The following is a 24,242-nucleotide window of genomic DNA, read 5'->3' on the forward strand; positions in this document are numbered from 1 at the left end:
GCCGAACGGGGGCAAGCCCCCTCGCCACAAAAGCTCGCTCGCCACAGGTTTTGTGTTCACTGTTTTTGAATAAAAAAGAAATGGAGTTGTACCGATGAAAATGTTTGGCAGGACTCTGCTGACACTGTCCTTATTGGGCGCAATCGCCACTGGCGCCCAGGCCAATGACAAGGTTCTGCGCGTCTATAACTGGTCGGATTACATTGGCCCGGACACCGTCAAGAAGTTCGAAGACGAGACCGGCATCCAGGTGACCTACGATGTCTTCGACAGCAACGAAACCCTTGAGGCACGCCTGCTGGCGGGCAAATCCGGCTACGACATCGTCGTGCCTTCCAACAGTTTCCTGGCCAAGCAGATCAAGGCCGGCGTCTATCAGGAACTGGACAAATCGAAGCTGTCGAACTGGAAAAACCTCAACCCGGTGCTGCTGAAAAACGCCTCCGCGAGCGATCCCGATAACGCCCACGCCATCCCGTACATGTGGGGCTCGATCGGCATTGGCTTCAACCCGCAGAAGGTCAAGGAAGTGCTCGGCGCCAACGCCCCGACCAACTCCTGGGACCTGCTGTTCAAACCGGAAAACGCCGAGAAGCTCAAAGCCTGCGGCATCAGTTTCCTCGATTCGCCGACTGAAATGATCCCGACCGCCCTGCATTACCTGGGCTACCCGGTGAACGATCAGAACAAACAGCACATCGCCGAAGCCGAGGCGCTGTTCATGAAGATTCGCCCGAACGTGGCGTACTTCCATTCGTCGAAATACATCTCGGACCTGGCCAACGGCAACATCTGCGTGGCCGTCGGTTACTCCGGCGACGTGCTGCAGGCCAAGGCCCGCGCCCAGGAAGCCGGGGACAAGGTGAAGATCGACTACAGCATCCCGAAAGAAGGCGCCGCCAGTTTCTACGACATGCTCGCCATCCCGAGCGATGCCGCCAACGTCGAGAACGCGTACCTGTTCATGAACTTCCTGATGCGCCCCGAGGTGATCGCCGACGTCACCAACAACATCGGCTACAGCAACGCGAACGCGGCGGCCACGCCGCTGGTCGACGAAGCGATCCGCAACGATCCGGGCTCCTACCCGCCGGAAGCGGTGATGGCCACGCTCTATGCCGTGCCGGACCAGCCGATTGCCGTCCAGCGGATCATGACCCGTGGCTGGACCAAGGTGAAACTCGGCCAGTAATTCACTCAATTGATCTGCTGAGCCTGACATAGCCATCGCGAGCAAGCTCGCTCCCACAGGGATAGCGCGAACTTCAAGGTACATGCCGTACCTGTGGGAGCGAGCTTGCTCGCGATGAGGCCAGAACATCCAGCACACATTTCAGCTCTACCAGTTTCCGTTCACGCAGCGCCTTACCACCGCTGCCTCTCCTGCAAGTAGAACGGCCTCACCTGGCTCCCTCGGTTCAGGTGAATTTTGGCGCCCTCGGGCGCCTTTTTTATTGGGAATCAGTCAGAGGCCATTCGGCTAGCGCCCGATAGCGTCCCTTGTGGGATTCGAACAGGGTGAACCGGTCGGCACGCAGGAAGAACTCCGGCGCCGTTGCGGACTCCGGCACCGGCGCCCGATAGTCCCGCGCCAGGGTCAGGTGCGGACGGTATTCCCTTGGGGCTTGCTCCAGGCCGAACGGCAACATCGCCTGTTCCAGGGCATACACCAGGCGCAGCAATGCCGGGGGCGCCTGCTGCGGCGCGAGCACCAGCGCCCCTGCCCTGCGCCACACATCCAGCCGATCAAGCACTACCGTCAGGCGCTCGCCCGGTGTACGGATCGACGCCGCAGCGCTGCAGATCTCGGCAATCTGTGCCGCGCCCACCGCCCCCAAAAACTTCAGCGTCAGGTGAAAGTTGTCCGCCGGCACCGGCCGTCCGTTGCGCAGTTGCAGCGCACTGCGCCACTGCGCTATCTCCCGGCGCTGGGCCGGGGCGCAGTCCAGCGCAAAGAACAGGCGTTTGAACGGTTCGCGGGGTTCGTCGTTCATGCCGGACACCTCCTGGGAAGACTGCCTGAGTGTACTCAACACCCGCTTGCCGGCTAGCGCATTTGTGGCGCCGTGGGGCATGCGCGTTATAGTTTCAGCATCCCGAAATACCGGAGGGGGCCATGCGACAGATCATCAGCAAAGAGCCTTGGTGGGCCAGACCGCCCGAGCCCGGCCAGGACGAACTCAAGCTGGAATGGGGCTGGCTGGTGCATTACAGCGAAGGTGAGCCGCGCTTCGAGTTCATCCGCGAGCGACCGACGGACGACGAAATCCGCCAGCGCAAGAGTTGCAGGATCACCCCGACGCCGGAGTGATCCCAAGGTAATGTCAGACTTTGAGGAGCACTTCAAACCCGCCATACACCATGCGCTGACCGTCAAATGGCATCGGATTGACGTCTGGTTTCATGCGCGGGTCCTGCATCATCTTGTCCATTCCGGCATTGCGGGTGGCCTTGTCCGGCCAGACGATCCAGCCAAAGGCAACGGTTTCGCCTTCCTTGAGCTTCACCGACATTGGAAACGAGGTGACCTTGCCTTCCGGCACATCTTCGCCCCAGCATTCGACCACATTCAAGGCACCGTTTTCCTTGAAGATCAAGGCGGCCATTTCGGCGTGTTTGATGTATTGCTCACGGTTGGCGGTGGGTACGGCAGCGATAAAACCATCGACGTAAGACATGAGTGCTTCTCCTTCGGTCATGGGGTGTTCTGCTGGGTAGTCGGTTGCGATGGCGTCAAATCGACAGTCCCGGCGCTCAAACCGACCGGCGGTGCAGTGCGGTCCGCCAGGCTGCCTTCGATCTGCCCCGCCATATAAAGCGTGCCGGCCATGACGCCGCTGGTCGGGTTCTGCACCAGCTTGATCCACGCCTTGTCGAAGGTATTGCCCAGGCTGCTGCGGATCAGCGCCTCGCTGTCGGGCCGGTCATTGGCCTGAATCAGTGCGCGAATGCCCGCCACCCCTACCGTGATCAAGCCACCGGCGAGTCTCCCGGCTGCCGCGGCCACGGCGCTGGCGGCCCCGCGCGGGGCCATCTCGGCTTCCATTCGCCGGCTGGCGCGCCTGGCCACCGGCGCCATCGCGGTGTCGGTCGAGCCCACGCCCCTGTCGCCGCCGGCCTTGTGGATTTTGTCGATCAGCGCGGCGAAGGCCGGCAAGGTTTTCAGCGATTCGGTGTGCACGATCTGGTACAACGAGGCGTCCCGCGCCGGCGGCGGCCCGAGGGCGATGGCCGGGATTTTCTGGATGCGCCCGTTGAGCTGGGCCATCGGCACGCCGTGGCGGGTGGAGATTTTCTGCAGATCCTCCTTGAGGATGTCGACGTAGAACGCCGCTGCCAGGCCGAGAATCGCATCGGGATCGATTTCAACCGCCACCGGGGCCAGGACCTTCTCCTGGTACGCTTCGAGCAGGTAAGCCGCCAGGCGTTTTTCCGATGCGTTCTGCTCACCCTTGGCGCTGATGGTGTACCAGCTGACCTTCATCGACAGCCATTCCTGGGTCCAGTAGCTGCTGAACCACGGAATGAAATTCTGTTCGGTCAATTCATAGACCCGTGTGCGCCAGTAATCCATGGCGCCGCGGGCGTAGATTCGGGTCTGCTCGGTGGCCGACTGCGACGCAGCGACGATCTCCCGGTCCACTTGCTGCCAGGTACTGGCGGGAACGATGACCGGCGCCACTTCCACTGGCGCACGTGGCGGTGTGGCGCAGCCTGCCAACACCACCAGCACGGCAATGATCAGCGAACGCAGGCTCAAGATTGCGACTTCCTGCAGTGTGCACCGGGCGAAATGCCCGACACCCAAAACCCTCGGTTTAAGTATAGGTGGCGGTGTCCCTGAGGCCGCCTTCGCGAGCAGGCTCGCTCCCACAGGTTCATCGCCGTCCAAGGTGGGAGCGAGCCTGCTCGCGAAGGGGCCCCGACAAACAGCGCAAATTGCACCATCACTTGCGTCGATATTCACCATCGCCGCGATTGCCTTCCGCTTGAACGCCGTCAGCGTAGGATCGGTCCCAAGCCAACACGAAACCCCGAATCGGAGGGGAACCTCATGCTGATCCATCTGCTGACCTGCCTGGCCCTGACGGCGTTCACATTGAGTGTGTTTGCCTGGTACGCCCTGAGCGAGGAGCAAACATCATGATTCACACGGTCACCCTCGCCGTACGTTTCCCGGTGTTCGGCAACAATTTCTACGCGCAGGAATTCGAGTCACGTAAAGAGTTGACTCTGATGTTCGACAAAAATTTCGAGGCGTTGCTGATCCCGGCGGCCGATCATCACTTCAGCAACGAAGTGGTCGGGCTCAATGATCAGTTCCGTTTTTTGAATGACATGCTGGTCGAGCATCTGCTGGATGTCGAACTGGCAAAAGGCTCGGCCCGTTCGTTCGGGTTCTGACAGCGACCGCCGGTCGCCCGGGCACGGACGGCACCGCTCACAACGTTCGCTGGCTATTGCCGATCCCCTTGGCAATATCAATCCCCCAATCCATCGCCGCTTCCATGTCGAGCATGTGCGGCCGTGGGTCGTGGTTTTCATCGATGGCCGTGCCGTCCGGCCGATAGACACCGATGAACATGCCCAACGAACCGTCTTTCAATATCTCGGCCTTGACTTTGATATTGCATCCGTTCGATAGCGTTTCCTTGTGCTCCATGTGGCGCTCGGTCATGACTGCATTGCTCCCCTGACAGAATTCAAACCCTACTGGCCATGCTAGCTCAGCCCCCGGAAATGCGCCGATTGGCAGGACCAGAGGCCGGCCCTGACAGCGGCGCGATGCCACCTATACTGAAGGCCACCTCCCCCTGGGGATCTGCACGTCCAACAATAAAAAGCAGAGGTGGAACATGGTCTGGCAGCAAGTCTACGATCCGTTCGGTAACCCGTTGCTTTCAACGCTCATGGCGGCTGTGCCGGTGGTGGTGATGCTGGCGTCCCTCGCGTTTTTTCATATCAAGGCGCACCTGGCGGCGTTGCTCGCCCTGGTCTCGGCCTTGCTGATCTCGATCTTCGCCTTCGGCATGCCGGCGGACATGGCAGGTTCGGCGGCGCTGTTCGGTGCGGCCAACGGCCTGCTGCCGATTGGCTGGATCGTGTTGAACATCATCTTCCTGCATCGCCTGACCACCGAGAACGGCTCGTTCAAGGTGTTGCAAGACTCCCTGGCGCGCATCACCGATGACCGGCGCCTGCAATTGCTGCTGATCGCCTTCTGCTTCGGTGCGTTTTTCGAAGGCGCGGCCGGTTTCGGTACGCCGGTGGCGGTGACCGGGGCGATTCTGATCGGGCTGGGCTTCTCGCCACTCGCCGCCTCGGGGCTGGCGCTGATCGCCAACACTGCCCCCGTCGCGTTCGGCGCCCTCGGCACGCCGATCATCACCCTGGCCAAGGTCACCGGGCTGGATGAAATGGAACTGTCGATGATGGTCGGTCGGCAGTTGCCGTTCTTTTCGGTGCTGGTGCCGTTCTGGCTGATCTGGGCCTTTGCCGGCTGGCGCAAGATGGTGGAAATCTGGCCGGCGATCCTGGTGGCCGGGGTCAGTTTTGCCGTACCGCAGTTCCTCGTGTCGAACTATCACGGGCCGATGCTGGTGGATGTGATCGCCGCGCTGATTTCCATGGCCTGCCTGACCGGTTTCCTCAAGGTGTGGAAACCGGCCACCGTACACACGTCCGCCGCCCTGTCCGGCCGGGTCGACAACTCGCAGATCGACACCGAACACGACGAAAAGCCCGTACCGACTGCAACCTTCGCCAATGAGGCAAAACCGGCAGTGATGCGCGCATGGATGCCGTGGCTGATCCTGACGGTCTTCGTGTTCATCTGGGGCACCCAGGGCTTCAAGAACACCTTCGACACCCGCCCCGCCATCGACCCGCAAACCAGCGCCGCCAAGCTCGATCCCCAGGGCAAGCCGATGCGCGAGGCGAACCCCGTGTTTGCGCCGGTCGTGACCTTCACCACCCTGCACTTGCAGGTCGAGAAAGTCCCGCCCGTGGTGGCCGCGCCGAAAACCGAAGAAGCGGTGTACAAGTTCACCTGGTTCACCGCCACCGGCAGCGGCATTCTGCTGGCGGCGATTGTCGGCGGCTTGCTGATGGGGTACTCGATCCCGCAATTGATTCACCAGTACCTGCGCACCCTGTGGGTGGTGCGTTACTCGCTGATCACCATTGCGGCGATGCTCGCGCTGGGCTTCCTCACGCGCTACTCGGGGCTCGATGCGACCATGGGCCTGGCCTTCGCCGCGACGGGCATTTTCTATCCGATGTTCGGCACCCTGCTCGGCTGGCTCGGCGTGGCGCTGACCGGCTCGGACACCGCGTCCAACGTGCTGTTCGGCGGCTTGCAACGGGTGACGTCCGAGCAGCTGGGCATCAGCCCGGTGCTGATGGCCGCCGCCAACAGTTCCGGCGGGGTCATGGGCAAGATGGTCGATGCCCAGTCGATCGTGGTCGCCTCCACCGCCACCCGCTGGTACGGCCATGAAGGGGAAATCCTGCGCTACGTGTTCTTCCACTCGATTGTGCTGGCGATTCTGGTCGGCGGGCTGGTGACGTTGCAGGCCTATGTCGCACCGTTCAGCCACATGGTGGTGGGCGGGCATTGAGTCTGCGTACCCTGCTCCCAACGCTTGCAACGCCCGGGCTCCGTCGCCCGGGCGTTGGCATTTTCCGCACAGATTTATTGAATCAATGCCCGCTTCAGGCTGACAAACATCCCATGGACAGTCAGCCGTTGCAGGCCAATGATGTACATCAGTGGCCTCCAGCGAGAATCGTGATCCCATGAACATTCTCTACGATGAACGCGTTGACGGCGCCCTGCCCGACGTCGACAAACAGGCGCTGTTGCGAGCCCTGCAAACCCGCTTGCCGAATCTGGAAGTCCTGCATCAGCGCGAGGAACTCAAGCCCTACGAATGCGACGGGCTGTCGGCTTATCGCACCACGCCGATGCTGGTGGTGCTGCCCCGATACATCGAGGAAGTCCAGGGGGTGCTGCGGGTCTGCCATGAGCTGCACGTCCCCGTCGTGGCCCGTGGCGCGGGCACCGGTTTGTCCGGCGGTGCGCTGCCCCTGGAGAAAGGCGTGCTGCTGGTGATGGCGCGCTTCAACAACATCCTGCACATCGACCCTGCCGCCCGTACTGCGCGGGTTCAGCCCGGCGTACGCAATCTGGCGATTTCCCAGGCGGCGGCACCCTTCGGCCTGTATTACGCGCCGGACCCATCCTCGCAAATCGCCTGCTCCATCGGCGGCAACGTCGCGGAAAATGCCGGTGGCGTGCACTGCCTGAAGTACGGCCTGACGGTGCACAACGTGCTCAAGGTCGACATCCTCACCGTCGATGGCGAGCACCTGAGCCTGGGCTCCAACGCCCTCGACGCCCCCGGTTTCGACCTGCTGGCGCTGTTCACCGGGTCCGAAGGCCTGCTCGGGGTGATCACCGAGGTCACGGTCAAGCTGCTGCCCAAGCCCCAGACCGCCAAAGTGCTGCTGGCGGCGTTCGATTCCGTGGAAAAAGCCGGGCGCGCGGTCGGCGACATCATTGCCGCCGGCATCATCCCCGGGGGTCTGGAAATGATGGACAACCTGGCCATCCGCGCCGCCGAGGACTTCATCCACGCCGGTTATCCGGTGGATGCCCAGGCAATTCTGTTGTGCGAGCTCGACGGCGTTGAAGCCGATGTCTGCGATGACTGCGACCGGGTGCGCCAGGTGCTGCAACAGGCCGGCGCCATCGAGGTGCGCCAGGCCAGGGACGAAGCCGAGCGCGTGCGTTTCTGGGCCGGGCGCAAGAATGCCTTCCCGGCGGTGGGCCGCCTCTCGCCTGACTACTACTGCATGGACGGCACCATCCCCCGTCGCGAACTGCCCGGCGTGCTGCACGCCATCACCGAGCTCTCGAAAGAATACGGCCTGCGGGTGGCCAACGTGTTCCATGCCGGCGACGGCAACATGCATCCGGTGATCCTGTTCGATGCCAATCAACCCGGTGAACTCGATCGCGCCGAAGCCCTGGGCGGCAAGATTCTGGAGTTATGCGTGAAAGTCGGCGGCAGCATCACCGGTGAACACGGCGTGGGCCGAGAGAAGATCAACCAGATGTGCGCGCAGTTCAACAGCGATGAGCTGACCCTGTTCCATGCCGTCAAGGCCGCCTTCGACCCCGGCGGCCTGCTCAACCCCGGCAAGAATATTCCGACCCTGCACCGCTGCGCCGAATTCGGTGCCATGCACATACACGGCGGTCAATTGCCCTTCCCTGAGCTGGAGCGTTTCTGATGCGCAGCCCTGAAGACTTCGATGACAGCCAGTCACTGCTGGAACAGGTCAATCAGGCGCTGGAAAACGCCACGCCGTTGCGCATCCAGGGCTCCAACAGCAAAGCCTTTCTCGGCCGCACCACGGCCGGGGAAATTCTCGACACCCGCTCGCACCGGGGCATCGTCAGTTACGACCCGACTGAACTTGTGATCAGCGCCCGTTGCGGCACACCGTTGTCACACCTGGCGCAAGTGCTGGACGCCGCGCAACAGATGCTGCCCTGCGAGCCACCGTCCTTCGGCGACGGCGCCACCGTCGGCGGCATGATCGCCTGCGGGCTGTCCGGGCCACGGCGCCCGTGGTCCGGTTCGGTGCGGGACTTCATTCTTGGCACGCGGATCATCACCGGTCAGGGCAAACTATTGCGCTTTGGTGGCGAGGTGATGAAAAACGTCGCCGGCTACGACCTGTCGCGCCTGATGGCCGGCAGTCATGGCAGCCTCGGGGTTATTACCGAAGTCTCGCTCAAAGTGCTGCCAAAACCCCGGCAAGCCTTGAGCATCAGCCTGGAAATGGACCCAGAACGCGCCTTGTTGCGCCTGGCCGAATGGGGCCAGCAGCCGTTGCCGATCAGCGCGGCCTGTCACGACGGTTCACGCCTGCACCTGCGGCTGGAGGGCGGTGAAGGTTCGGTGGCGGCGGCCCATGAGCGCCTTGGGGGCGAACGGCTGGAGGCTTCCTTCTGGGACGACCTCAACGAACAGCGCTTGAGTTTCTTCGATGAGGACCAGCCGCTTTGGCGCCTGTCCCTGCCGCACAACACGCCGCTCCTGTCGCTGCCGGGGCGCCAGTTGATCGACTGGGGCGGCGCCCAGCGCTGGCTGAAATCCGATGCCGATGCAGCGTACATCCGCCAGGTCGTCGACGAGGTCGGCGGCCATGCCACCTGCTTCAGCCACGGCCTGACCGACAGCCCCTTCCACCCGTTGCCCCCGGCGCTGATGCGTTATCACCGCAACCTGAAACAACAACTCGATCCACGGGGCATCTTCAACCCCGGACGCCTGTACGCGGAGCTTTGAACCATGCAGACGACCTTGAGTGAACGCGCCAGTCAACTGCCCCGCGCCGCAGAAGCCGAAAGCATCCTGCGCACCTGCGTGCACTGCGGCTTCTGCAATGCCACGTGTCCGACCTATCAATTGCTCGGCGATGAACTGGACGGACCACGGGGCCGTATCTACCTGATCAAGCAAGTGCTGGAAGGCAACGACGTCACGCAAAAGACCCAACAGCACCTGGACCGCTGCCTGTCGTGCCGCAACTGCGAAACCACCTGCCCGTCGGGCGTCGATTACCACAACCTGCTGGACATCGGGCGCGCGGTGGTCGATGCGGCGGTGCCACGCCCGCTCGGTCAACGCCTGTTGCGCGAGGGGTTGCGGCAGACCGTGCCGCATCCAGAGCTGTTCAAGAGCCTGGTCAATAGCGGTCAGGTGTTCCGCGCGCTGCTGCCCGGCACCCTGCAAAGTAAATTGCCGCGCAATGTACCGCCGGCCAAGCCGCGCCCCACGACCCTGCGTGAGCGTCAGGTGCTGATGCTCGAAGGTTGCGTGCAACCCAGCCTGTCGCCCAATACCAATGCCGCGGCGGCGCGGGTGCTGGACCGGTTGGGGATCAGCGTCATCGCGAGCCGCGAAGCCGGTTGCTGCGGCGCCGTGGACTACCACCTGGACGCCCAGGCCGCCGGCCTCGACCGTGCCCGGCGCAACATCGACGCGTGGTGGCCGGGCATCGAAAAAGGCGCCGAGGCGATTGTGCAGACGGCCAGCGGTTGCGGCGCCTTCATCAAGGATTACGGCCACCTGCTCGCCAGCGACCCGGCCTATGCCGACAAGGCGAAAAAGGTCAGCGAACTGGCCCGGGACCTGGTGGAGGTGTTGCGCGACGAACCGCTGGAAAAGCTCGGCATCCACGCCTCGCAACGCCTGGCCTTCCATTGCCCCTGCACCTTGCAGCACGGGCAGAAACTCGGCGGTGCCGTGGAAGCGCTGCTGACCGGACTCGGTTTCAACCTGACCTCCATCCCCGACGGACACCTGTGCTGCGGTTCGGCGGGCACCTATTCGCTGACCCAGCCCGAACTGTCGCGACAACTGCGCGACAACAAGCTCAACGCCCTGGAAAGCGGCCATCCCGAGGTCATTGTCACGGCCAACATCGGCTGCCAGTCGCACCTCGACGGCGCGGGCCGAACCCCGGTGCGGCACTGGATCGAACTGGTCGAAGCCGCCCTGCCTTAACCGAACCCTGGAGATGCCCATGAACCGCAAAGCCGTCCTGAGCCAGACCGAAGTCAACCAGATCATCAAAGCCGCCCGCGCCGAGGCACAGGCCAATCAATGGGCCGTAACCATAGTGGTGGTCGATGACGGTGGCCACCCGCTGGCCCTCGAACGCCTCGATGGCTGCGCGCCCGGCAGTGCCTACATCGCCACCGAAAAGGCTCGCACTTCAGCCCTCGGGCGGCGCGAATCGAAAAGCTATGAAGACATGGTCAACGCCGGGCGCTACGCTTTTCTGTCAGCACCCTTGCTGACTTCGCTTGAGGGGGGCGTGCCGATTGTTTTCGATGGCCAGGTGATTGGCGCTGTTGGGGTGTCTGGTGTTAAGCCCGAGCAGGATGCGCAAGTGGCCAAGGCCGGGGCGCAGTGCCTGGAATAAGATTTTGGCATCACCATTTCCCCCCTGTAGGAGTGAGCCTGCTCGCGATCGCGGAGTGTCATTCAACGTAGGTTTCGCCTGATATGGCGCTATCGCGAGCAGGCTCGCTCCTACAGGGGTCCGTGTTAAACCAGTCGAAAGGAGTTGCAGCAATGCCCCGTCTAACTGCCAAAGACTTTGCCCCCGAACTGCTGGAACTGTACGACTACTACGCCCACGGCAAGATCAACCGCCGGGAGTTTCTCGACCGCGCGGCGTTGTTCACCTTCGCAGGTTTGACGGCTGGAGCCCTGCTCGCCGCGCTAAGCCCCAATTATGCACTGGCCGAGCAGGTCGCGTTCACCGATCCTGACATTCTTGCCGAGTACATTACCTACCCGTCGCCCAAGGGCCACGGCCAGGTTCGCGGTTATCTGGTGCGTCCGGCCAAGGCCACCGGCAAAGTGCCGGCGGTGGTGGTCGTGCACGAAAACCGCGGGCTCAATCCCTACATCGAAGACGTGGCCCGGCGGCTGGCCAAGGCCGGTTTCATCGCCCTGGCCCCGGACGGCCTGAGTTCGGTCGGCGGTTATCCGGGCAATGACGACAAGGGCCGCGAGCTTCAGGCCACGGTCGACCCGGAAAAGCTGATGAACGACTTTTTTGCGGCCGTCGAGTGGATGATGAAACACCCTGCCGCCAGCGGAAAAGTCGGCATCACCGGATTCTGCTACGGCGGTGGCGTGACCAACGCCGCTGCCGTGGCCTATCCGGAACTGGGTGCCGCCGTGTCGTTTTATGGTCGCCAGCCAGCGGCCGAGGACGTGCCCCGCATCAAGGCACCGGTGATGCTGCACTACGGCGAGCTGGATACGCGGATCAACGAAGGCTGGCCCGCCTACGAGAAAGCGTTGAAGGCCGGGGGCAAGACCTATGAGGCCTACATCTACCCGGGCTGCAATCATGGTTTCCACAACGACTCCACACCGCGCTTCGACGAGGAGGCGGCCAGGCTGGCGTGGGAGCGGACGTTGGGGTGGTTTAAAAAGTATCTGGTTTGAATAGAAGTCCTGGGCCCGCAGGACTGGCCCCATCGCGAGCAGGCTCGCTCCTACATTGGGCTTCTGTCGAACACAGATTTTGTGTTCACTGAAGTTCCCTGTAGGAGCGAGCCTGCTCGCGATGGCGGTCTCACTGCTGGTAACTACTTCGGCTGAGCCACCGTCCGCAGATACGGTTTCAGGGTCTTGAAGCCATCCGGGTATTTCTTCTTCGCGTCTTCGTCAGACACCGAGGTCGGGATGATCACGTCTTCACCCGGCTGCCAGTTCACCGGCGTGGCGACGGTGTGTTTGGCGTTCAGTTGCAGGGAGTCAAGCAGGCGCAGCACTTCATCGAAATTGCGCCCGGCGCTCATCGGGTAGATCAGCATGGCCTTGACCTTCTTGTCCGGGCCGACGATGAACACCGAACGCACCGTGGCGTTGTCCACCGCCGTGCGTGCGCCGCCGCTGGCATTGGGGTGGATCATGTCGTAAAGCTTGGCCACCACCAGGTTTTCGTCGCCGATCAGCGGGTAGTTCACCGCCGTGCCCTGGGTCTCGGCGATGTCGCCCACCCAGCGGTTGTGGTCACTGACCGGGTCGACGCTGAGGCCGAGGACCTTGGTGTTGCGCTTGTCGAATTCCGGCTTGAGTTTGGCCAGGTAACCCAGTTCGGTGGTGCACACCGGGGTGAAATCCTTGGGGTGGGAAAACAGGATGGCCCAGCCATCGCCGATCCATTGGTGAAAATTGAGGGTGCCTTCGGTGGTGTCGGCGGTGAAATCCGGTGCTTCGTCGCCAATACGGATAGCCATGTTCGATCTCCTTGCAGTGATGGACAGGGACGCCGTCAGGGCAGCGAATGCACTTCCCGCGGCATGGACGCGAATCAGTATAGGAGAGGTTCGACGACTCGCCGCAACGGGTTGAACGCCTCGCTAGCCCACCAGCGCAATCAATTGCTGACGCTGGGCATCGGTGAGCATCGGGCCGAAACCGGCGCGGGCATTTTCCGCCATGTAGCGCGGGTTGCCGGTGCCGGGAATCACGCAGGTCACCGCCGAATGCGACAGCAGGAACTTCAGCGCCAGTTGCGGCCAGCTCTTGACCCCGACTTGCGCCGCCCAGCCTGGCAGCGGTTTATCTTTCAGTTTGGCCAGCAAGCCGCCACCGCCAAACGGCCGGTTGCAGATCACCGCCACGCCCCGCTCGCGGCACAACGGCAGCAGGCGTTTCTCGACGCCGCGATCATCCAGGGCGTAGTTGATCTGCAAGAAATCCAGTGGCTCGGCCTTGAGTACCGCTTCCACTTCTTCATGGGCCGACGCCGTGTAATGGGTGATGCCGATGTAGCGGATGCGCCCTGATTCCTTCCAGTGGCGCAGAGTCGGCAGGTGCGTCTGCCAGTCCAGCAGGTTGTGGATCTGCATCAGGTCGATCCGGTCGGTCTGCAACAGGGCGAAGGATTGTTCCATCTGCGCGATGCCTTCTTCGCGGCCCCGGGTCCACACCTTGGTGGCCAGGAACGCCGGCGAGCGCGGCTCATGGATCGATAGCAACTCGCCGTTGGTCTGTTCGGCGCGACCGTACATCGGCGAGCTGTCGATCAGCTTGCCACCCTTGTCGAACAACGCATCCAGCACCGCGGGCAAGTCTTTGTACGCCGGTTGCGAAGGCTCGACGTCAAATCCGCGATAAGTGCCCAACCCTACGATCGGCAAGGACTCGTTGCTGGAAGGAATGGCGCGGGTCTGCATGGTCTTGCCTCCTGTTCCCGTCGACGGCTCGGGTTGTGCACCCACCGGACCGAAGGTGAAGACCGCCGAAGCACCGGCAGCCAGCGTGAGTACTTCTCTACGGGTGTAACCCTCAGGATGGCTCATAAAACATTTCTCACCAGTCGCCGGGGTCCGGGCTGTTGCGCCGACACCCCGGATACCCCGCGCCAAGGGTCGATTGACTACACTCAGAAAGCCTTGCAGCGCCAGCCACTTTCAAACCCCGAGGCGTCAATGCCGCCCACTAACGTTAGTCGAATGTCGCGCACCCTGTTGTTACTCGTCGTCATCGTCACTGCGCTGTACCTGGCGCTGTGCGTGGCGCTGTTTGTGTTTCAACGGGCGCTGATTTATTACCCGCAACCGCGCGCCATCGGGACCGCCGCGACGCTGCTGACCCTGCCGGTCGCCGACGCGCAGGTGCTGGTTTCCGTCCGTCCTCACGATGGCCCGAACGCACTGATTTATTTTGGCGGCAATGCCGAAGACGTCTCGCGCAACTTGCCCGCCTTCTCCCAAGCCTTCCCTGACTACGCGCTGTACCTGCTGCATTACCGGGGTTATGGCGGCAGTTCCGGCTCGCCTTCCGAAGAGGCCATTGCCCGCGACGCCATCACCTTGTTCGACCAGGTACATGCCAGCCATCCGCATGTGGCGGTAGTCGGCCGCAGCCTGGGTTCCGGGGTAGCCGTGCGCCTGGCCAGCGAACGCCCGGCCGCGCGACTGGTGCTGATCACGCCCTACAACAGCCTCGAAGGGCTGGCCGCCCGTCAGTTCCGCTGGTTTCCGGTGCGCTGGTTGTTGAGGGACAAATACCCGTCCTGGCAGTACGCCGCCCGTATCACGGTGCCCACACTTTTGATCGCGGCCGAGCATGACGAAGTGATTCCGCGCCCGAGCACCGAACGTTTGTATACACACTTCGCCAAAGGCGTGGCGTCACTGCGGGTGATACCGGGGACGGGGCATAACACGATCAGTGACAGCCCTGAGTACTTGAAGGCGCTGGGGGATGGGTTGTAACGGCAACACCCCTCGCCACAAACAGCAATATCTCTATCAACAACAGGCTATGACCGTTAATCCGAGAATTCACCAACACTCAATAAAAACATATTTTCATGCCTATATTGATATTGTCGAACGTTCCCACTCTCTGAGGGTGCCGTCATGAATATCAAAACCCTGGCTTTGCTCCTGCTGGCTTTATGTGCGCAACCGGTCTGGAGCCAGACGCCTGCCGCCTCTCCCGCCGCTGCCGACAGCCCTGCGCTGACCACGCGCCTGGCCGAGCGTGACCTTTGGGTCGAACACATTTTCTGGATCAGAAACTACGCGTTGGCCAATCAATCCGCCGACAAAAAGCAAGCCAAAGTGGCGGCGGACCAGGTGGTCGACAACGCCACCAAAATCGCCAACAGCATCGCCCCGCTCTACGGCCAGCCGGCGGCGGATCAACTGCTCAAGCTGCTTGCTGGCCATTGGGGCGCGGTGAAACACTACAGCGATGCCACGGTCGCCAAGGACACCAAGGGCAAGCAGGCCGCCGTCACCGAGCTGACCGGCAATGCCAAGGCCATTGCGGCTTTCCTGGCCGGCGCCAACCCTTATCTGCCTGAGGCCACTCTGGTCAACATGCTGTCGGCCCATGGCGGTCACCACATCGCCCAGATCGATGAATTTGCCGCGCACGATTACGCTGGCGAAGCCCGCACCTGGGCGATGATGCGCATGCACATCCTGGCCCTGGCCGACGCCTTGACCGGTGCGCTGGTCAAGCAATTCCCGGACAAGTTCTGATATCGCGCGAGGGCACACCATGCTGGAAGGACTGGGCCGAACACAGCAGGACCTGCTCAATGCGCTGCTGCACCATGGGGGCGGCATGAGCATTGACGAGTTGGCTGAACATCTGGCTGTCACGCGCACCGCGATCCGCCAACACCTGGCGGCGCTGGAGCGTGACGGCCTGGTGCTGCGCGGCGATACTCGTCCGACGGGTCGTCGCCCTGAGCAGCTGTATCGGCTCACCGACCACGCGCGGGAGCAGTTCCCTCGCCACTATCAGCTACTGGCCAGCGTATTGATTGATGAAGTGGCGGGCATCATCGGTCCTGAAGCCCTGACTTCACTGATGCGCAGCATGGGCCGTAAGCTGGCTTCGGACCTGGAACAACAGGTCGTGGATGAAGCCAGGATCGTCCAGCACATGAACCAGACGGGCTACGAGGCCGAGGTGTTTTTTCGTTCAGGCGGCACCCCGGAAATCGTCGCGCATAACTGCGTGTTCCATCGCCTGGCCGCCGAGCACCCGGTGGTCTGCGAACTGGACCTGGCCTTGATCGGCGCATTGGGCGGCGGTGAAGTCGAGCACAGCGAGTGCATGGTGCGCGGCGGGCATGTCTGTCGCTTCAGGTTGCGACCGAGTGAAACTCCGGAGCCACCACTGGAACACTGACCTTACAGATCGACCATCTGCATGTTCGCTTTGAGAAAGCCCATCAACTCGGCTGCCGCTGGCGACAGGCTATGCCCCTTGCGGCACAGAATGCCGATCTGGCGTTCCAGCCGCGGTTCTGAAAGCGGTAGGAACGTCAGTTTCTCATTGCCCTGTGGGAACGCCAGAGACGGCAGCGTCGTGATGCCAATGCCCTCTTCAAGCATCGCGATCAGCGAAATCATGTTGGAGACGAACAGCAGACTGCTGTCCAGCAACCCCGCCGCTTCCGTGCCCGCGAGCAAGCGCGAGGTGCCATTGCGCACCAACGGATAGGCTTGCAGGCTCGACCAATGCAATGCCTCGCCTTTGGCCACCAACGGATGATCGTGGCGGCAGACCACCCCCACCCGATCACTCAGGATCGGCACGAACTCAATGTTTTCGTCCGCCGCCCACACGCTGCTGATCGCAAAATCCACCTGCCCCTGGACCAACAACTGCTGCACGCTGTCGGCATTGCCGTCCTGCATGCTGATCTGCATTTTCGGGTGCTCGCTGACAAACCGTGCGAGCAGATGTGGCAACAACCGACTGGCCACCGACGGCACCGTAGCGATGCTCACCTGACCGATTTCATGCCGTGCCAGCAAACTCACTTCGCGGGCGATGCGGTCGTGATGCGCCAGCAAATCCTGGAACAGCGGCAAACAGTGCTCGCCGAATGGCGTCAGTTCGGTTTTGCCGCCCTTTTCGAACAAGGGCTGGCCGAGTTTCTGCTCCAGTTCGCGCACAGCCAGGGACAGCGCCGGTTGCGTGCGATAGGCCTGCCTTGCCGCGCCGTGGAAGCTTTTCAGCTGGGCAACCAGGACGAAATAGCGCAGTTGGGTAATCTTCAGCTCGGGAAGCACGGTAAGTTTTCCTTATCATTTCATATTTATTATTAATTTTTATTTGCAGACTAATACTCTCAAGATGGGGCCAACGCAATCGGAGGTTCCCATGGCACTGCAACCCTACAAAAACTACATCGGCGGCAACTGGTGCGAAGGCCAGGGCGTCATCGCCAACCACAGCCCTTCGGATGTTCAAGACCTCATTGGCCATTACCACCAGGCCAGCGCCGAACAGACGCTGGATGCCATCGCCGCCGCCCGCGACGCCCAGCCGCAGTGGGCCGCCAGTGGCCTGGAACAGCGCCAGCAAGTATTGATGGCCATCGGCAACGAGTTGATGGCGCGCAAGGAAGAACTCGGCGAACTGCTCTCCCGGGAAGAAGGCAAACCACTGGCCGAGGGCATCGGCGAAGTCAATCGCTCCGCGCAGTTCTTCCACTACTACGCCGCCGAAGTGCTGCGTCAGATGGGCGAGACAGCCGCCTCGGTACGCCCCGGCATCGAGATCGAAGTCCAGCGTGAACCGGTCGGAGTGATCGGCATCATCACGCCGTGGAATTTCCCGATGGCCAGCGCCGCGTGGAAGATTGCCCCAGCCCTGGCCTTCGGCAACGCCGTGGTGTTCAAACCGGCAAACCTGGTGCCGGCCAGCGCCTGGGCCCTGACTGAAATCATCAGCCGCCAGGCCTTGCCCACCGGCACCTTCAACCTGGTCATGGGCAGCGGCGCTGTGGTCGGCGAAAGCCTGATCCAGTCCGCCGACATCGATGCGTTGACCTTCACCGGTTCCCTGCAGACCGGTCGCCGCGTCGCGGTCGCCACCGCCGGCAATCTGGTGCGTTGCCAACTGGAAATGGGCAGCAAGAATGCCTTGGTGGTGCTCGATGACGCCGACCTCGAAATCGCCGTGGAATGCGTGTTGAACGGCGCCTTTTTCGGTACCGGGCAAAAGTGTACGGCCTCTTCGCGTTTGATCGTCTGCGATGGCATCCATGACCGGTTCGTCGAGGCATTGGTGGCACGCATGCGTCAACTGAAAGTCGGTCATGCCCTCGGACAAGGGGTACAGATCGGCCCGGTGGCTGAAGCCCGGCAACTGGAGCAGAACCTTCATTACCTGCAACTGGCCAAAGACGAAGGCGCGACCCTGGTCGAGGGCGGCGAGTTGCTGAACCTGCAACCGGCCGGGCACTACATGCGCCCCGCCCTGTTCACCAACACCCACAACACCATGCGCATCAATCGCGAAGAGGTTTTCGGGCCGATTGCCTGTGTGATCCGGGTCAGCGATTACGAACAAGCCTTGTCCGTGTTGAACGATACCGAATACGGCCTCACCGCCGGGATCATCACCCAGTCGCTGCGTTATGCCAGCGACTTCAAGCGCCGTGCCCACACCGGTTGCGTCATGGTCAACCTGCCCACCGCCGGCACCGATTACCACGTGCCGTTCGGCGGCCGCAAAGCCTCCAGCTTCGGGCCGCGCGAGCAAGGGCAGTACGCCCGCGAGTTCTACACCGTGGTCAAGACCACCTACGTGCGTCCTTGAACAGGAGATCACCATGCACGACTTATTGATGATCGACGGCCTGCAGTATTCCCACTGGAACGAAGAGATCTTTCGCCAGATGCAGGCCGGTGGCCTGAGCGCGGTGCACGCCACCATCGCCTATCACGAGAACGCCCGGGAAACCCTGTCGCGCATCGGCGAATGGAACCGGCGCTTCGAAACCTGGCCCGAGCTGATTCGTCCGGTGCGCGAGGCTTCGGACATTCGTCTGGCGCATCAGGAAGGCCGCGTCGGGATTTTCTTCGGTTTCCAGAACTGCTCGCCGATTGAAGACGACATCAGCCTGGTGGAAGTTTTCCGTCAGCTCGGTGTGCTGATCATGCAGCTCACCTACAACAACCAAAGCCTGCTGGCCAGCGGCTGCTACGAGACCGAAGACAATGGCATCAGCCGTTTCGGCCGCCAGGTGATCCGCGAGATGAACCGCGTCGGCATGCTGATCGACATGTCCCACAGCGCCGAGCGCAGCACCCTGGAAGCCATCGAGTTGTCGAGCCGGCCGGTGATCGTCTCCCACGCCAACCCATCGAGTTTCCACGCGGCCAAACGCAACAAGTCCAACGCGGTGTTGCGCGGCATCGCCGAGTCCGGTGGCCTGCTGGGTTTCAGTACTTACCCGTTCCACCTCAAGGGCGCGTCGGGCTGCACCCTGGAATCGTTCTGCGACATGGTCGCCAGCACGGCGGAGCTGATGGGCGTCGAACACATCGGCATCGGCACCGACCTGTGCCAGCAACAACCCCTGCAAGTGCTCGAATGGATGCGCAACGGGCGCTGGAGCAAAGACAAGGATTACGGCGAAGGATCAAAGGACAACGCCAACTGGCCGGCACCGTTGCAATGGTTCCGCGACAGCCGGGATTTCCCGGTCATCGCCCAGGGCCTGCGCGACCGTGGCTTCGCCGATGACGAGGTACGCAACATCATGGGACTCAACTGGCTGCGCCTGCTGGAAAACGCTACGACGGCGCAAAACTGACTCTTGATCGACACCGTGAGGACAGCATGAAAAATAACAACAATAACCTCCCGTTCATCTCCCCGACCGGCGATGCACAGCCCCAGGCGCGTATTTTGGAGGCATCATGAAAACATCCGACTCCCTACAAGCCGACGTCCAGCCACTGGACCTTGCACCGCCGAAAAAAGACATCGACTGGCCGCTGTTTTTAATCAGTGGCGGCTTCCTCGGCGCCTTCCTGATCGCGGCACTGATCGACATCGATGGCGTATCGCTGTTGGTGAACACGCTGTTCGCCTGGTCGACGAAGTTCTTCGGGCTGTACTGGCAGATCCTGATGCTGGCGACCTTTGCCATGAGCCTGATCATCTGCTTCAGCAAGTGCGGGCGCGTCAGGCTGGGCGGCGTCGATCAGCGGCCCGATTCCAGCACCTTCAACTGGATCGCCGTGATCATGTGCGCCCTGCTCGCCGGGGGCGGCGCATTCTGGGCGGCAGCGGAACCAATGATGCACTTCGCCAGCCCACCACCGTTGTTCGCGGGGGTGCAGCCTCACACCGAAGCCGCCGCACACGCTGCGCTCGCGCAATCGTTCGTGCACTGGGGCTTCCTGGCCTGGGCAGTGCTGGGCAGTCTGCTGGCCATCGTGCTGATGCATTTGCACTACGACAAAGGCTTGCCACTGGCACCGCGCACCCTGCTCTATCCGTTGTTCGGTGAGCGTGCGCTCAAGGGACCGATCGGCACGCTGGCGGACGCCACCTCGATCATCGCCGTCGTCGCCGGCACCATCGGCCCGATCGGTTTCCTCGGCCTGCAAATCAGCAGTGCGTTGCACTCGGTCTGGGGCATTCCCAATGACCTGATGGTGCAGTCCATCACCATCGTGCTGGTCACGGTGATGTACACCACGTCCTGCCTGGTCGGGCTCAAGGGCATCCGTTTCGTCAGTGAAATCAACGTCTGGCTGATGATCGGCCTGGCGGTGTTCATGGTGCTGCTGGGGCCCACCGTTTTCATTCTCGGCGGTTTTCCCACCGCGTTCGCCTTGCACCTGGAGCAGTTCATTCCGATGACCCTGTTCCGCGCCGATCCGAAATGGCTCGACTGGTGGACGGTGTTCTACTGGGGCTGGTTCATTGGCTACGCGCCGATGGTCGCCCTGTATGTGGCGAAGATTTCCCGTGGCCGGACCATCCGCGAAGTGATCATGACCCTGTCGATCATCGCCCCGCTGGTGACCATGTTCTGGTTCACCGTGGTCGGCGGCGCTGGCATCGGCATGGAATTGCAGTCGCCAGGCATCGTCACCGCCCACGGCGCGCAGCCCGAAGACCTGCTGCTGGGTGTGGCCCAGAACCTGCCCCTGGGTGGACTGATCTCGGCGCTGTTCCTGTTCCTGAGCTTCATTTCCGTGGCCACCAACGGCGATGCGATGGCGTTCACCGTGGCGATGGCCATGTCCCGCAATGACAAACCGAAACCATGGCTGCGTGCCTTCTGGGCCATCGGCATGGGCCTGGCCGCGGTGGTGTTGATCACCATTGGTTCGGGCGGGGTCACGGCCCTGCAATCCTTTATCGTAATTACTGCCGTACCGGTTTCACTGCTGATCCTGCCGTCGCTCTGGGATGCACTGCGCATCGCCCGGCAGATGGCTCGCGAACAGGCAGTCTGATGATGATGAACAGTTCAGGAATCGCAATGATGTCGCACACCGACACGGATACCTCTTCGGCCTTGCGGCCCGCCGCTCGGGTCATGGACCTGGAGCGGCTGGGCAGCCACTTTCAAAGCCGCTTGAGTTTCGTGCGCAGCAGCGTGCGGCGGATGATGAACGAGCAGTGGCGCATCCAGCGCACCTGCTTCGATCTGGATGCCGAGGGCTTCGGTACGGCGATCTACCGCATCGACACCGCCAGTGCCCACTATCACTGTGTGATTTTCTCCATGTACCTGCCGCCGGAAAAGCGCAGCGACCGGGTCATCGCCGATCAGTGGGATGTCACTTTTGTTCTGCTCACCGGCAATGTCGATGAGCAGCAATTGGCTGACCTGCGGCGCAATGTGCCGTTGCAGGAAGCCGGGCGTTTTGATTCGCGCGTGCTGGTGCTGTCGCGGGCCAACCGCAGCCTGCGCAACTTCGAACGCTTCCTCGAAGCGCTGGCCGAAGGCTGTCAGCCAGACCCGCGACAACTGGCCGAGGTCGGCTACCTGTATCGCACCACCGCGGTGTACGGCAACGGCAAGTTCGGCATCGCCGACTTCAGTTGCCTGCAAGGCACTGCGGACTTCACGCAACCCTTCAGCGCCCAGATGTTTACCGTGTACCTGTTGCGACATTTCAGCATCGAGCAGATCGAACACATGGCCCGGGCGCGCAACCCACAGCGGGCGGTGGGCCTGGACCCTGCCCTGCAGCGTTACCTTGGGGTCGGCAATTCCACGGGGCTGGGCATGGCGCCGTTCCTGATCAATCACCCGCAACTGGTCAACCAATGGCTGTGGGCCAGGGAAACCGCACTGGCGCAGGTTGTGGCGCAAGCGGCTGACGTTCCTCATGCCCAGCGCTTTCAGGCGTTGCTGCTACGGGCCCGCCAGCACTTGCAGCAAACCAGCACCGAGGACCAACGGCAAAGCGACATCGACCAACAGACGCTGGTCGATCTCGAACAACTGGCCGAGTGGTTCACGGGCCAGTCGGTCAACGCCGGGTCGTGGTCGCGCCTGCAAGCCTGGGCCGAAGTGAACGTCGGCGCCGGCTGCCAGGAACTGCTGGTCAGCCTGCTGCTGGAGTTGTACCCCGAACAGGTCGATCCGCTGGCCGAGCAGATGTCGGTCAACGAGGGGTTTCGCCTGAACGCCGAGATGCCATTGGATGAGCTGTGCGATCTGATCGAGACCAAGTACCGCTGGGCGCTCGACTACGACTTGAGCGGCGCCGAGGCCAACCACTTTTTCTGGTATCGCTCGGCGGAAAAGGAAGAACCACGCCTGGGCGAACGGGCCATGGAGCCAGGCGCCGAGAAGGAAATGCAGTTGGGGGTCGCGCACAACATTCAACGTTGTCATCGCGCGCTGCTTGCCTACCGCGAGCAACACCCACGGCAATTGACCGCGCACTTTCTGCTGGCGCTGCCGCAGTTCAAAGGCACTGTCTGCCGCCTGCAAGGCATGGCCCGCTGCACCTTCGGGGAGATCCGCGCCAACCTGATGGACCGCGGCATGCTGCCGATCCACTTGCTGCGCTGCAAGCTGGCGTTCTTCGGCGCCGGCAAGTTCGACCCCAAGTCCAGCCGCTGGGTGCGCATCACCTTGTTTCAGGGGGCACCGCTGGTCAGCGAGATCGGCCAGCCGTTCCCCGACGACTGGAACTTTGCCGTCATGCCTGAACTGACCAACGCTGCCGGAGCACTCTGAAATGCGTGTATCGCTCAATGAAATCCAGGTGATCTGCCGCAAGGCCTTCGAAGGCATCGGCTTTGCACCCGGTGATTGCGACGACGCCGCCGAGATGATTGCCAGGCTGCAACAGCAAGGCCTCGACGGTATCGGTGCGCTGAAAAAGGCGTTGGACTTCCTTCACGATGAAGTCGATCGCCCCATCGAAACCTGCTACGAAGACGCCACGCAACTGACCCTCGATGCCCATGGCCAGAGCGTGTTGCGCTGCGCCGCCCAGGCCATCGAACTGGGGGTAGGCAAGGCCTTGCGCGGCGGCAGTGCGCTGATCCGCGTCCGCCATTGCCACAACCGCATCCTGCTGCTGGGCTATCTGGCGCGCTGTGCCGGAGAAGGTCTGAATTTTTGTGTGTACTGGCGCGATGCCCGGCAGGAACTGGTGGCCACCTTCAGCGCCGGGAACACCCGCCCGGCCTTGCGGGTGTATGACCTGCCGCAACCGGCGCAGGGCGACGAGCAAAGCATCAACGTGCTGATTTCCAGACACTTCGCGCTGCTGCCACGCCTGAGTGCCGAAGACGCGGCCCCGACGCTTGAATTCAGTCAGCCAACACCCACGGGCGGGCTGCAGGTCAATGATGAAGTCTGGGCCCAGTTGAAAAAACTGGGTGAACGGGTGCTGGTGGAAAGCACCGAAGAATCCCGTCGCCGTGGAGCCGGTGAAGGCAGCGACGCCCGGTAAAACCCTCAAACCCGCATCAGGAATCATCAATGAAACAGGCGATCAAAACCGACCTCTTTGCCTCGCGCGCGCCATTGGAATGGGCGGTTGTCGGCAACGGCACGCTGTACACCGCGCAAATCCCCATCGACCGCCAGGGCCAAGTGGTGAGCGGCGGCATCGAAGCACAAACCCGGCAGACCCTGGACAACCTGCGCCATACCCTGCAAGCCGCCGGCAGCTCGCTGGACGCGGTCACCCAGGTGCTGATCTACGTCACTGACCGCAGCTACCTGGCAACCGTGAATGCGGTCTACGCCGAGTACTTCCAGGCACCCTACCCTAACCGCGCCGCCATGGTCGTGGCGGGCCTGGCCCGGGAGGAAATGCTGGTGGAGCTGGTGGTTTACGCCTGCATGGACTGATCCGGCCCAACGCACGGCCCCTGTAG

Annotated in this window: 25 protein-coding genes; 18 read left to right on the top strand and 7 right to left on the bottom strand. The window is 62.2% G+C overall.

Going from position 1 to position 24,242, the window contains the following annotated elements; all coding sequences use genetic code 11:
• Nucleotides 1-94 precede the first annotated feature (94 nt).
• Nucleotides 95-1,192, top strand: a complete 1,098-nt coding sequence (locus AC3IX1_RS16215) for a polyamine ABC transporter substrate-binding protein (protein WP_489384939.1) — start codon at nucleotides 95-97, stop codon at nucleotides 1,190-1,192.
• A gap of 259 nt (nucleotides 1,193-1,451) precedes the next feature.
• Here the strand turns inward: AC3IX1_RS16215 and thpR are convergent, their stop codons facing one another.
• Nucleotides 1,452-1,994 (bottom strand): RNA 2',3'-cyclic phosphodiesterase, encoded by a 543-nt coding sequence (gene thpR, locus AC3IX1_RS16220; protein ID WP_489384940.1) that lies wholly within the window; start codon nucleotides 1,992-1,994, stop codon nucleotides 1,452-1,454.
• Between the two features lie 122 nt (nucleotides 1,995-2,116).
• Between thpR and AC3IX1_RS16225 the strand changes: the two genes are divergently transcribed.
• Nucleotides 2,117-2,311: a hypothetical protein gene (locus tag AC3IX1_RS16225; RefSeq protein WP_056727280.1), complete on the top strand. Its 195-nt coding sequence runs from the start codon at nucleotides 2,117-2,119 to the stop codon at nucleotides 2,309-2,311.
• 13 nt (nucleotides 2,312-2,324) lie between these two features.
• Here AC3IX1_RS16225 and AC3IX1_RS16230 read toward each other — a convergent pair whose 3' ends face one another.
• Both AC3IX1_RS16230 and AC3IX1_RS16235 read right to left on the bottom strand, forming a co-directional pair.
• A complete protein-coding gene (locus AC3IX1_RS16230; protein WP_489384941.1) occupies nucleotides 2,325-2,678 on the bottom strand; it encodes a DUF1428 domain-containing protein in 354 nt (117 codons plus the stop codon).
• A gap of 17 nt (nucleotides 2,679-2,695) precedes the next feature.
• Nucleotides 2,696-3,760, bottom strand: coding sequence for a hypothetical protein (locus AC3IX1_RS16235; RefSeq protein ID WP_489384942.1), 1,065 nt, complete (start codon nucleotides 3,758-3,760; stop codon nucleotides 2,696-2,698).
• Between the two features lie 383 nt (nucleotides 3,761-4,143).
• On the opposite strand from AC3IX1_RS16235, the gene AC3IX1_RS16240 reads away from it, so the two are divergent.
• Nucleotides 4,144-4,404: a hypothetical protein gene (locus tag AC3IX1_RS16240; protein ID WP_489384943.1), complete on the top strand. Its 261-nt coding sequence runs from the start codon at nucleotides 4,144-4,146 to the stop codon at nucleotides 4,402-4,404.
• Nucleotides 4,405-4,441: 37 nt separating this feature from the next.
• Here AC3IX1_RS16240 and AC3IX1_RS16245 read toward each other — a convergent pair whose 3' ends face one another.
• Nucleotides 4,442-4,678, bottom strand: a complete 237-nt coding sequence (locus AC3IX1_RS16245; RefSeq protein WP_085728697.1) for a hypothetical protein — start codon at nucleotides 4,676-4,678, stop codon at nucleotides 4,442-4,444.
• A gap of 178 nt (nucleotides 4,679-4,856) precedes the next feature.
• Between AC3IX1_RS16245 and AC3IX1_RS16250 the strand changes: the two genes are divergently transcribed.
• The 6 genes from AC3IX1_RS16250 (at nucleotide 4,857) to yghX (ending at nucleotide 12,044) form a co-directional block, all read left to right on the top strand.
• On the top strand, nucleotides 4,857-6,620 hold the full coding sequence (locus tag AC3IX1_RS16250; protein WP_489384944.1) for an L-lactate permease: 1,764 nt from the start codon (nucleotides 4,857-4,859) through the stop codon (nucleotides 6,618-6,620).
• Between the two features lie 178 nt (nucleotides 6,621-6,798).
• The gene (gene glcD / locus AC3IX1_RS16255; RefSeq protein WP_489384945.1) at nucleotides 6,799-8,298 is read left to right on the top strand and encodes a glycolate oxidase subunit GlcD; all 1,500 of its coding nucleotides are present in this window, start codon (nucleotides 6,799-6,801) and stop codon (nucleotides 8,296-8,298) included.
• Nucleotides 8,298-9,362: a glycolate oxidase subunit GlcE gene (gene glcE, locus AC3IX1_RS16260; RefSeq protein WP_489384946.1), complete on the top strand. Its 1,065-nt coding sequence runs from the start codon at nucleotides 8,298-8,300 to the stop codon at nucleotides 9,360-9,362. The genes glcD and glcE overlap by 1 nt, the downstream gene beginning before the upstream one ends.
• A gap of 3 nt (nucleotides 9,363-9,365) precedes the next feature.
• Nucleotides 9,366-10,583: a glycolate oxidase subunit GlcF gene (gene glcF, locus AC3IX1_RS16265; RefSeq protein ID WP_489384947.1), complete on the top strand. Its 1,218-nt coding sequence runs from the start codon at nucleotides 9,366-9,368 to the stop codon at nucleotides 10,581-10,583.
• Between the two features lie 19 nt (nucleotides 10,584-10,602).
• Nucleotides 10,603-11,004: a heme-binding protein gene (locus tag AC3IX1_RS16270; protein ID WP_489384948.1), complete on the top strand. Its 402-nt coding sequence runs from the start codon at nucleotides 10,603-10,605 to the stop codon at nucleotides 11,002-11,004.
• Nucleotides 11,005-11,156: 152 nt separating this feature from the next.
• A complete protein-coding gene (yghX, locus tag AC3IX1_RS16275) occupies nucleotides 11,157-12,044 on the top strand; it encodes a YghX family hydrolase (RefSeq protein WP_489384949.1) in 888 nt (295 codons plus the stop codon).
• Between the two features lie 143 nt (nucleotides 12,045-12,187).
• Here yghX and AC3IX1_RS16280 read toward each other — a convergent pair whose 3' ends face one another.
• Complete coding sequence (locus AC3IX1_RS16280; protein WP_489384950.1) at nucleotides 12,188-12,841, bottom strand: peroxiredoxin; 654 nt, start codon at nucleotides 12,839-12,841, stop codon at nucleotides 12,188-12,190.
• A 123-nt stretch (nucleotides 12,842-12,964) separates the two neighbouring features.
• Nucleotides 12,965-13,909, bottom strand: a complete 945-nt coding sequence (locus AC3IX1_RS16285; protein ID WP_489384951.1) for an aldo/keto reductase — start codon at nucleotides 13,907-13,909, stop codon at nucleotides 12,965-12,967.
• A 129-nt stretch (nucleotides 13,910-14,038) separates the two neighbouring features.
• Here AC3IX1_RS16285 and AC3IX1_RS16290 point away from each other — a divergent pair, with 129 nt between their 5' ends.
• The 3 genes from AC3IX1_RS16290 to AC3IX1_RS16300 all read left to right on the top strand — a co-directional run bounded on the left by AC3IX1_RS16290 (nucleotide 14,039) and on the right by AC3IX1_RS16300 (nucleotide 16,262).
• Nucleotides 14,039-14,827 carry an alpha/beta hydrolase gene (locus AC3IX1_RS16290; RefSeq protein WP_489384952.1) on the top strand — a complete coding sequence of 263 codons (789 nt, stop codon included), beginning with the start codon at nucleotides 14,039-14,041 and terminating at the stop codon, nucleotides 14,825-14,827.
• A 147-nt stretch (nucleotides 14,828-14,974) separates the two neighbouring features.
• Nucleotides 14,975-15,604, top strand: a complete 630-nt coding sequence (locus AC3IX1_RS16295; protein ID WP_489384953.1) for a hypothetical protein — start codon at nucleotides 14,975-14,977, stop codon at nucleotides 15,602-15,604.
• A gap of 19 nt (nucleotides 15,605-15,623) precedes the next feature.
• Nucleotides 15,624-16,262, top strand: coding sequence for a helix-turn-helix transcriptional regulator (locus AC3IX1_RS16300; RefSeq protein ID WP_489384954.1), 639 nt, complete (start codon nucleotides 15,624-15,626; stop codon nucleotides 16,260-16,262).
• A 2-nt stretch (nucleotides 16,263-16,264) separates the two neighbouring features.
• Here the strand turns inward: AC3IX1_RS16300 and AC3IX1_RS16305 are convergent, their stop codons facing one another.
• Nucleotides 16,265-17,152, bottom strand: a complete 888-nt coding sequence (locus tag AC3IX1_RS16305) for a LysR family transcriptional regulator (protein ID WP_150752846.1) — start codon at nucleotides 17,150-17,152, stop codon at nucleotides 16,265-16,267.
• A 91-nt stretch (nucleotides 17,153-17,243) separates the two neighbouring features.
• Between AC3IX1_RS16305 and AC3IX1_RS16310 the strand changes: the two genes are divergently transcribed.
• The 6 genes from AC3IX1_RS16310 (at nucleotide 17,244) to AC3IX1_RS16335 (ending at nucleotide 24,216) form a co-directional block, all read left to right on the top strand.
• Complete coding sequence (locus AC3IX1_RS16310) at nucleotides 17,244-18,686, top strand: aldehyde dehydrogenase family protein (protein WP_489384955.1); 1,443 nt, start codon at nucleotides 17,244-17,246, stop codon at nucleotides 18,684-18,686.
• A gap of 13 nt (nucleotides 18,687-18,699) precedes the next feature.
• On the top strand, nucleotides 18,700-19,686 hold the full coding sequence (locus AC3IX1_RS16315; protein WP_489384956.1) for a dipeptidase: 987 nt from the start codon (nucleotides 18,700-18,702) through the stop codon (nucleotides 19,684-19,686).
• 106 nt (nucleotides 19,687-19,792) lie between these two features.
• Complete coding sequence (locus tag AC3IX1_RS16320; RefSeq protein WP_489384957.1) at nucleotides 19,793-21,346, top strand: BCCT family transporter; 1,554 nt, start codon at nucleotides 19,793-19,795, stop codon at nucleotides 21,344-21,346.
• Nucleotides 21,347-21,372: 26 nt separating this feature from the next.
• Nucleotides 21,373-23,088: a hypothetical protein gene (locus AC3IX1_RS16325; protein ID WP_489384958.1), complete on the top strand. Its 1,716-nt coding sequence runs from the start codon at nucleotides 21,373-21,375 to the stop codon at nucleotides 23,086-23,088.
• A 1-nt stretch (nucleotide 23,089) separates the two neighbouring features.
• Nucleotides 23,090-23,812 (top strand): DUF3726 domain-containing protein, encoded by a 723-nt coding sequence (locus AC3IX1_RS16330; protein ID WP_489384959.1) that lies wholly within the window; start codon nucleotides 23,090-23,092, stop codon nucleotides 23,810-23,812.
• Between the two features lie 29 nt (nucleotides 23,813-23,841).
• Nucleotides 23,842-24,216: a RidA family protein gene (locus AC3IX1_RS16335; RefSeq protein ID WP_150752852.1), complete on the top strand. Its 375-nt coding sequence runs from the start codon at nucleotides 23,842-23,844 to the stop codon at nucleotides 24,214-24,216.
• Nucleotides 24,217-24,242 lie beyond the last annotated feature (26 nt).

Source organism: Pseudomonas sp. KH_046_2, from assembly GCF_057838985.1.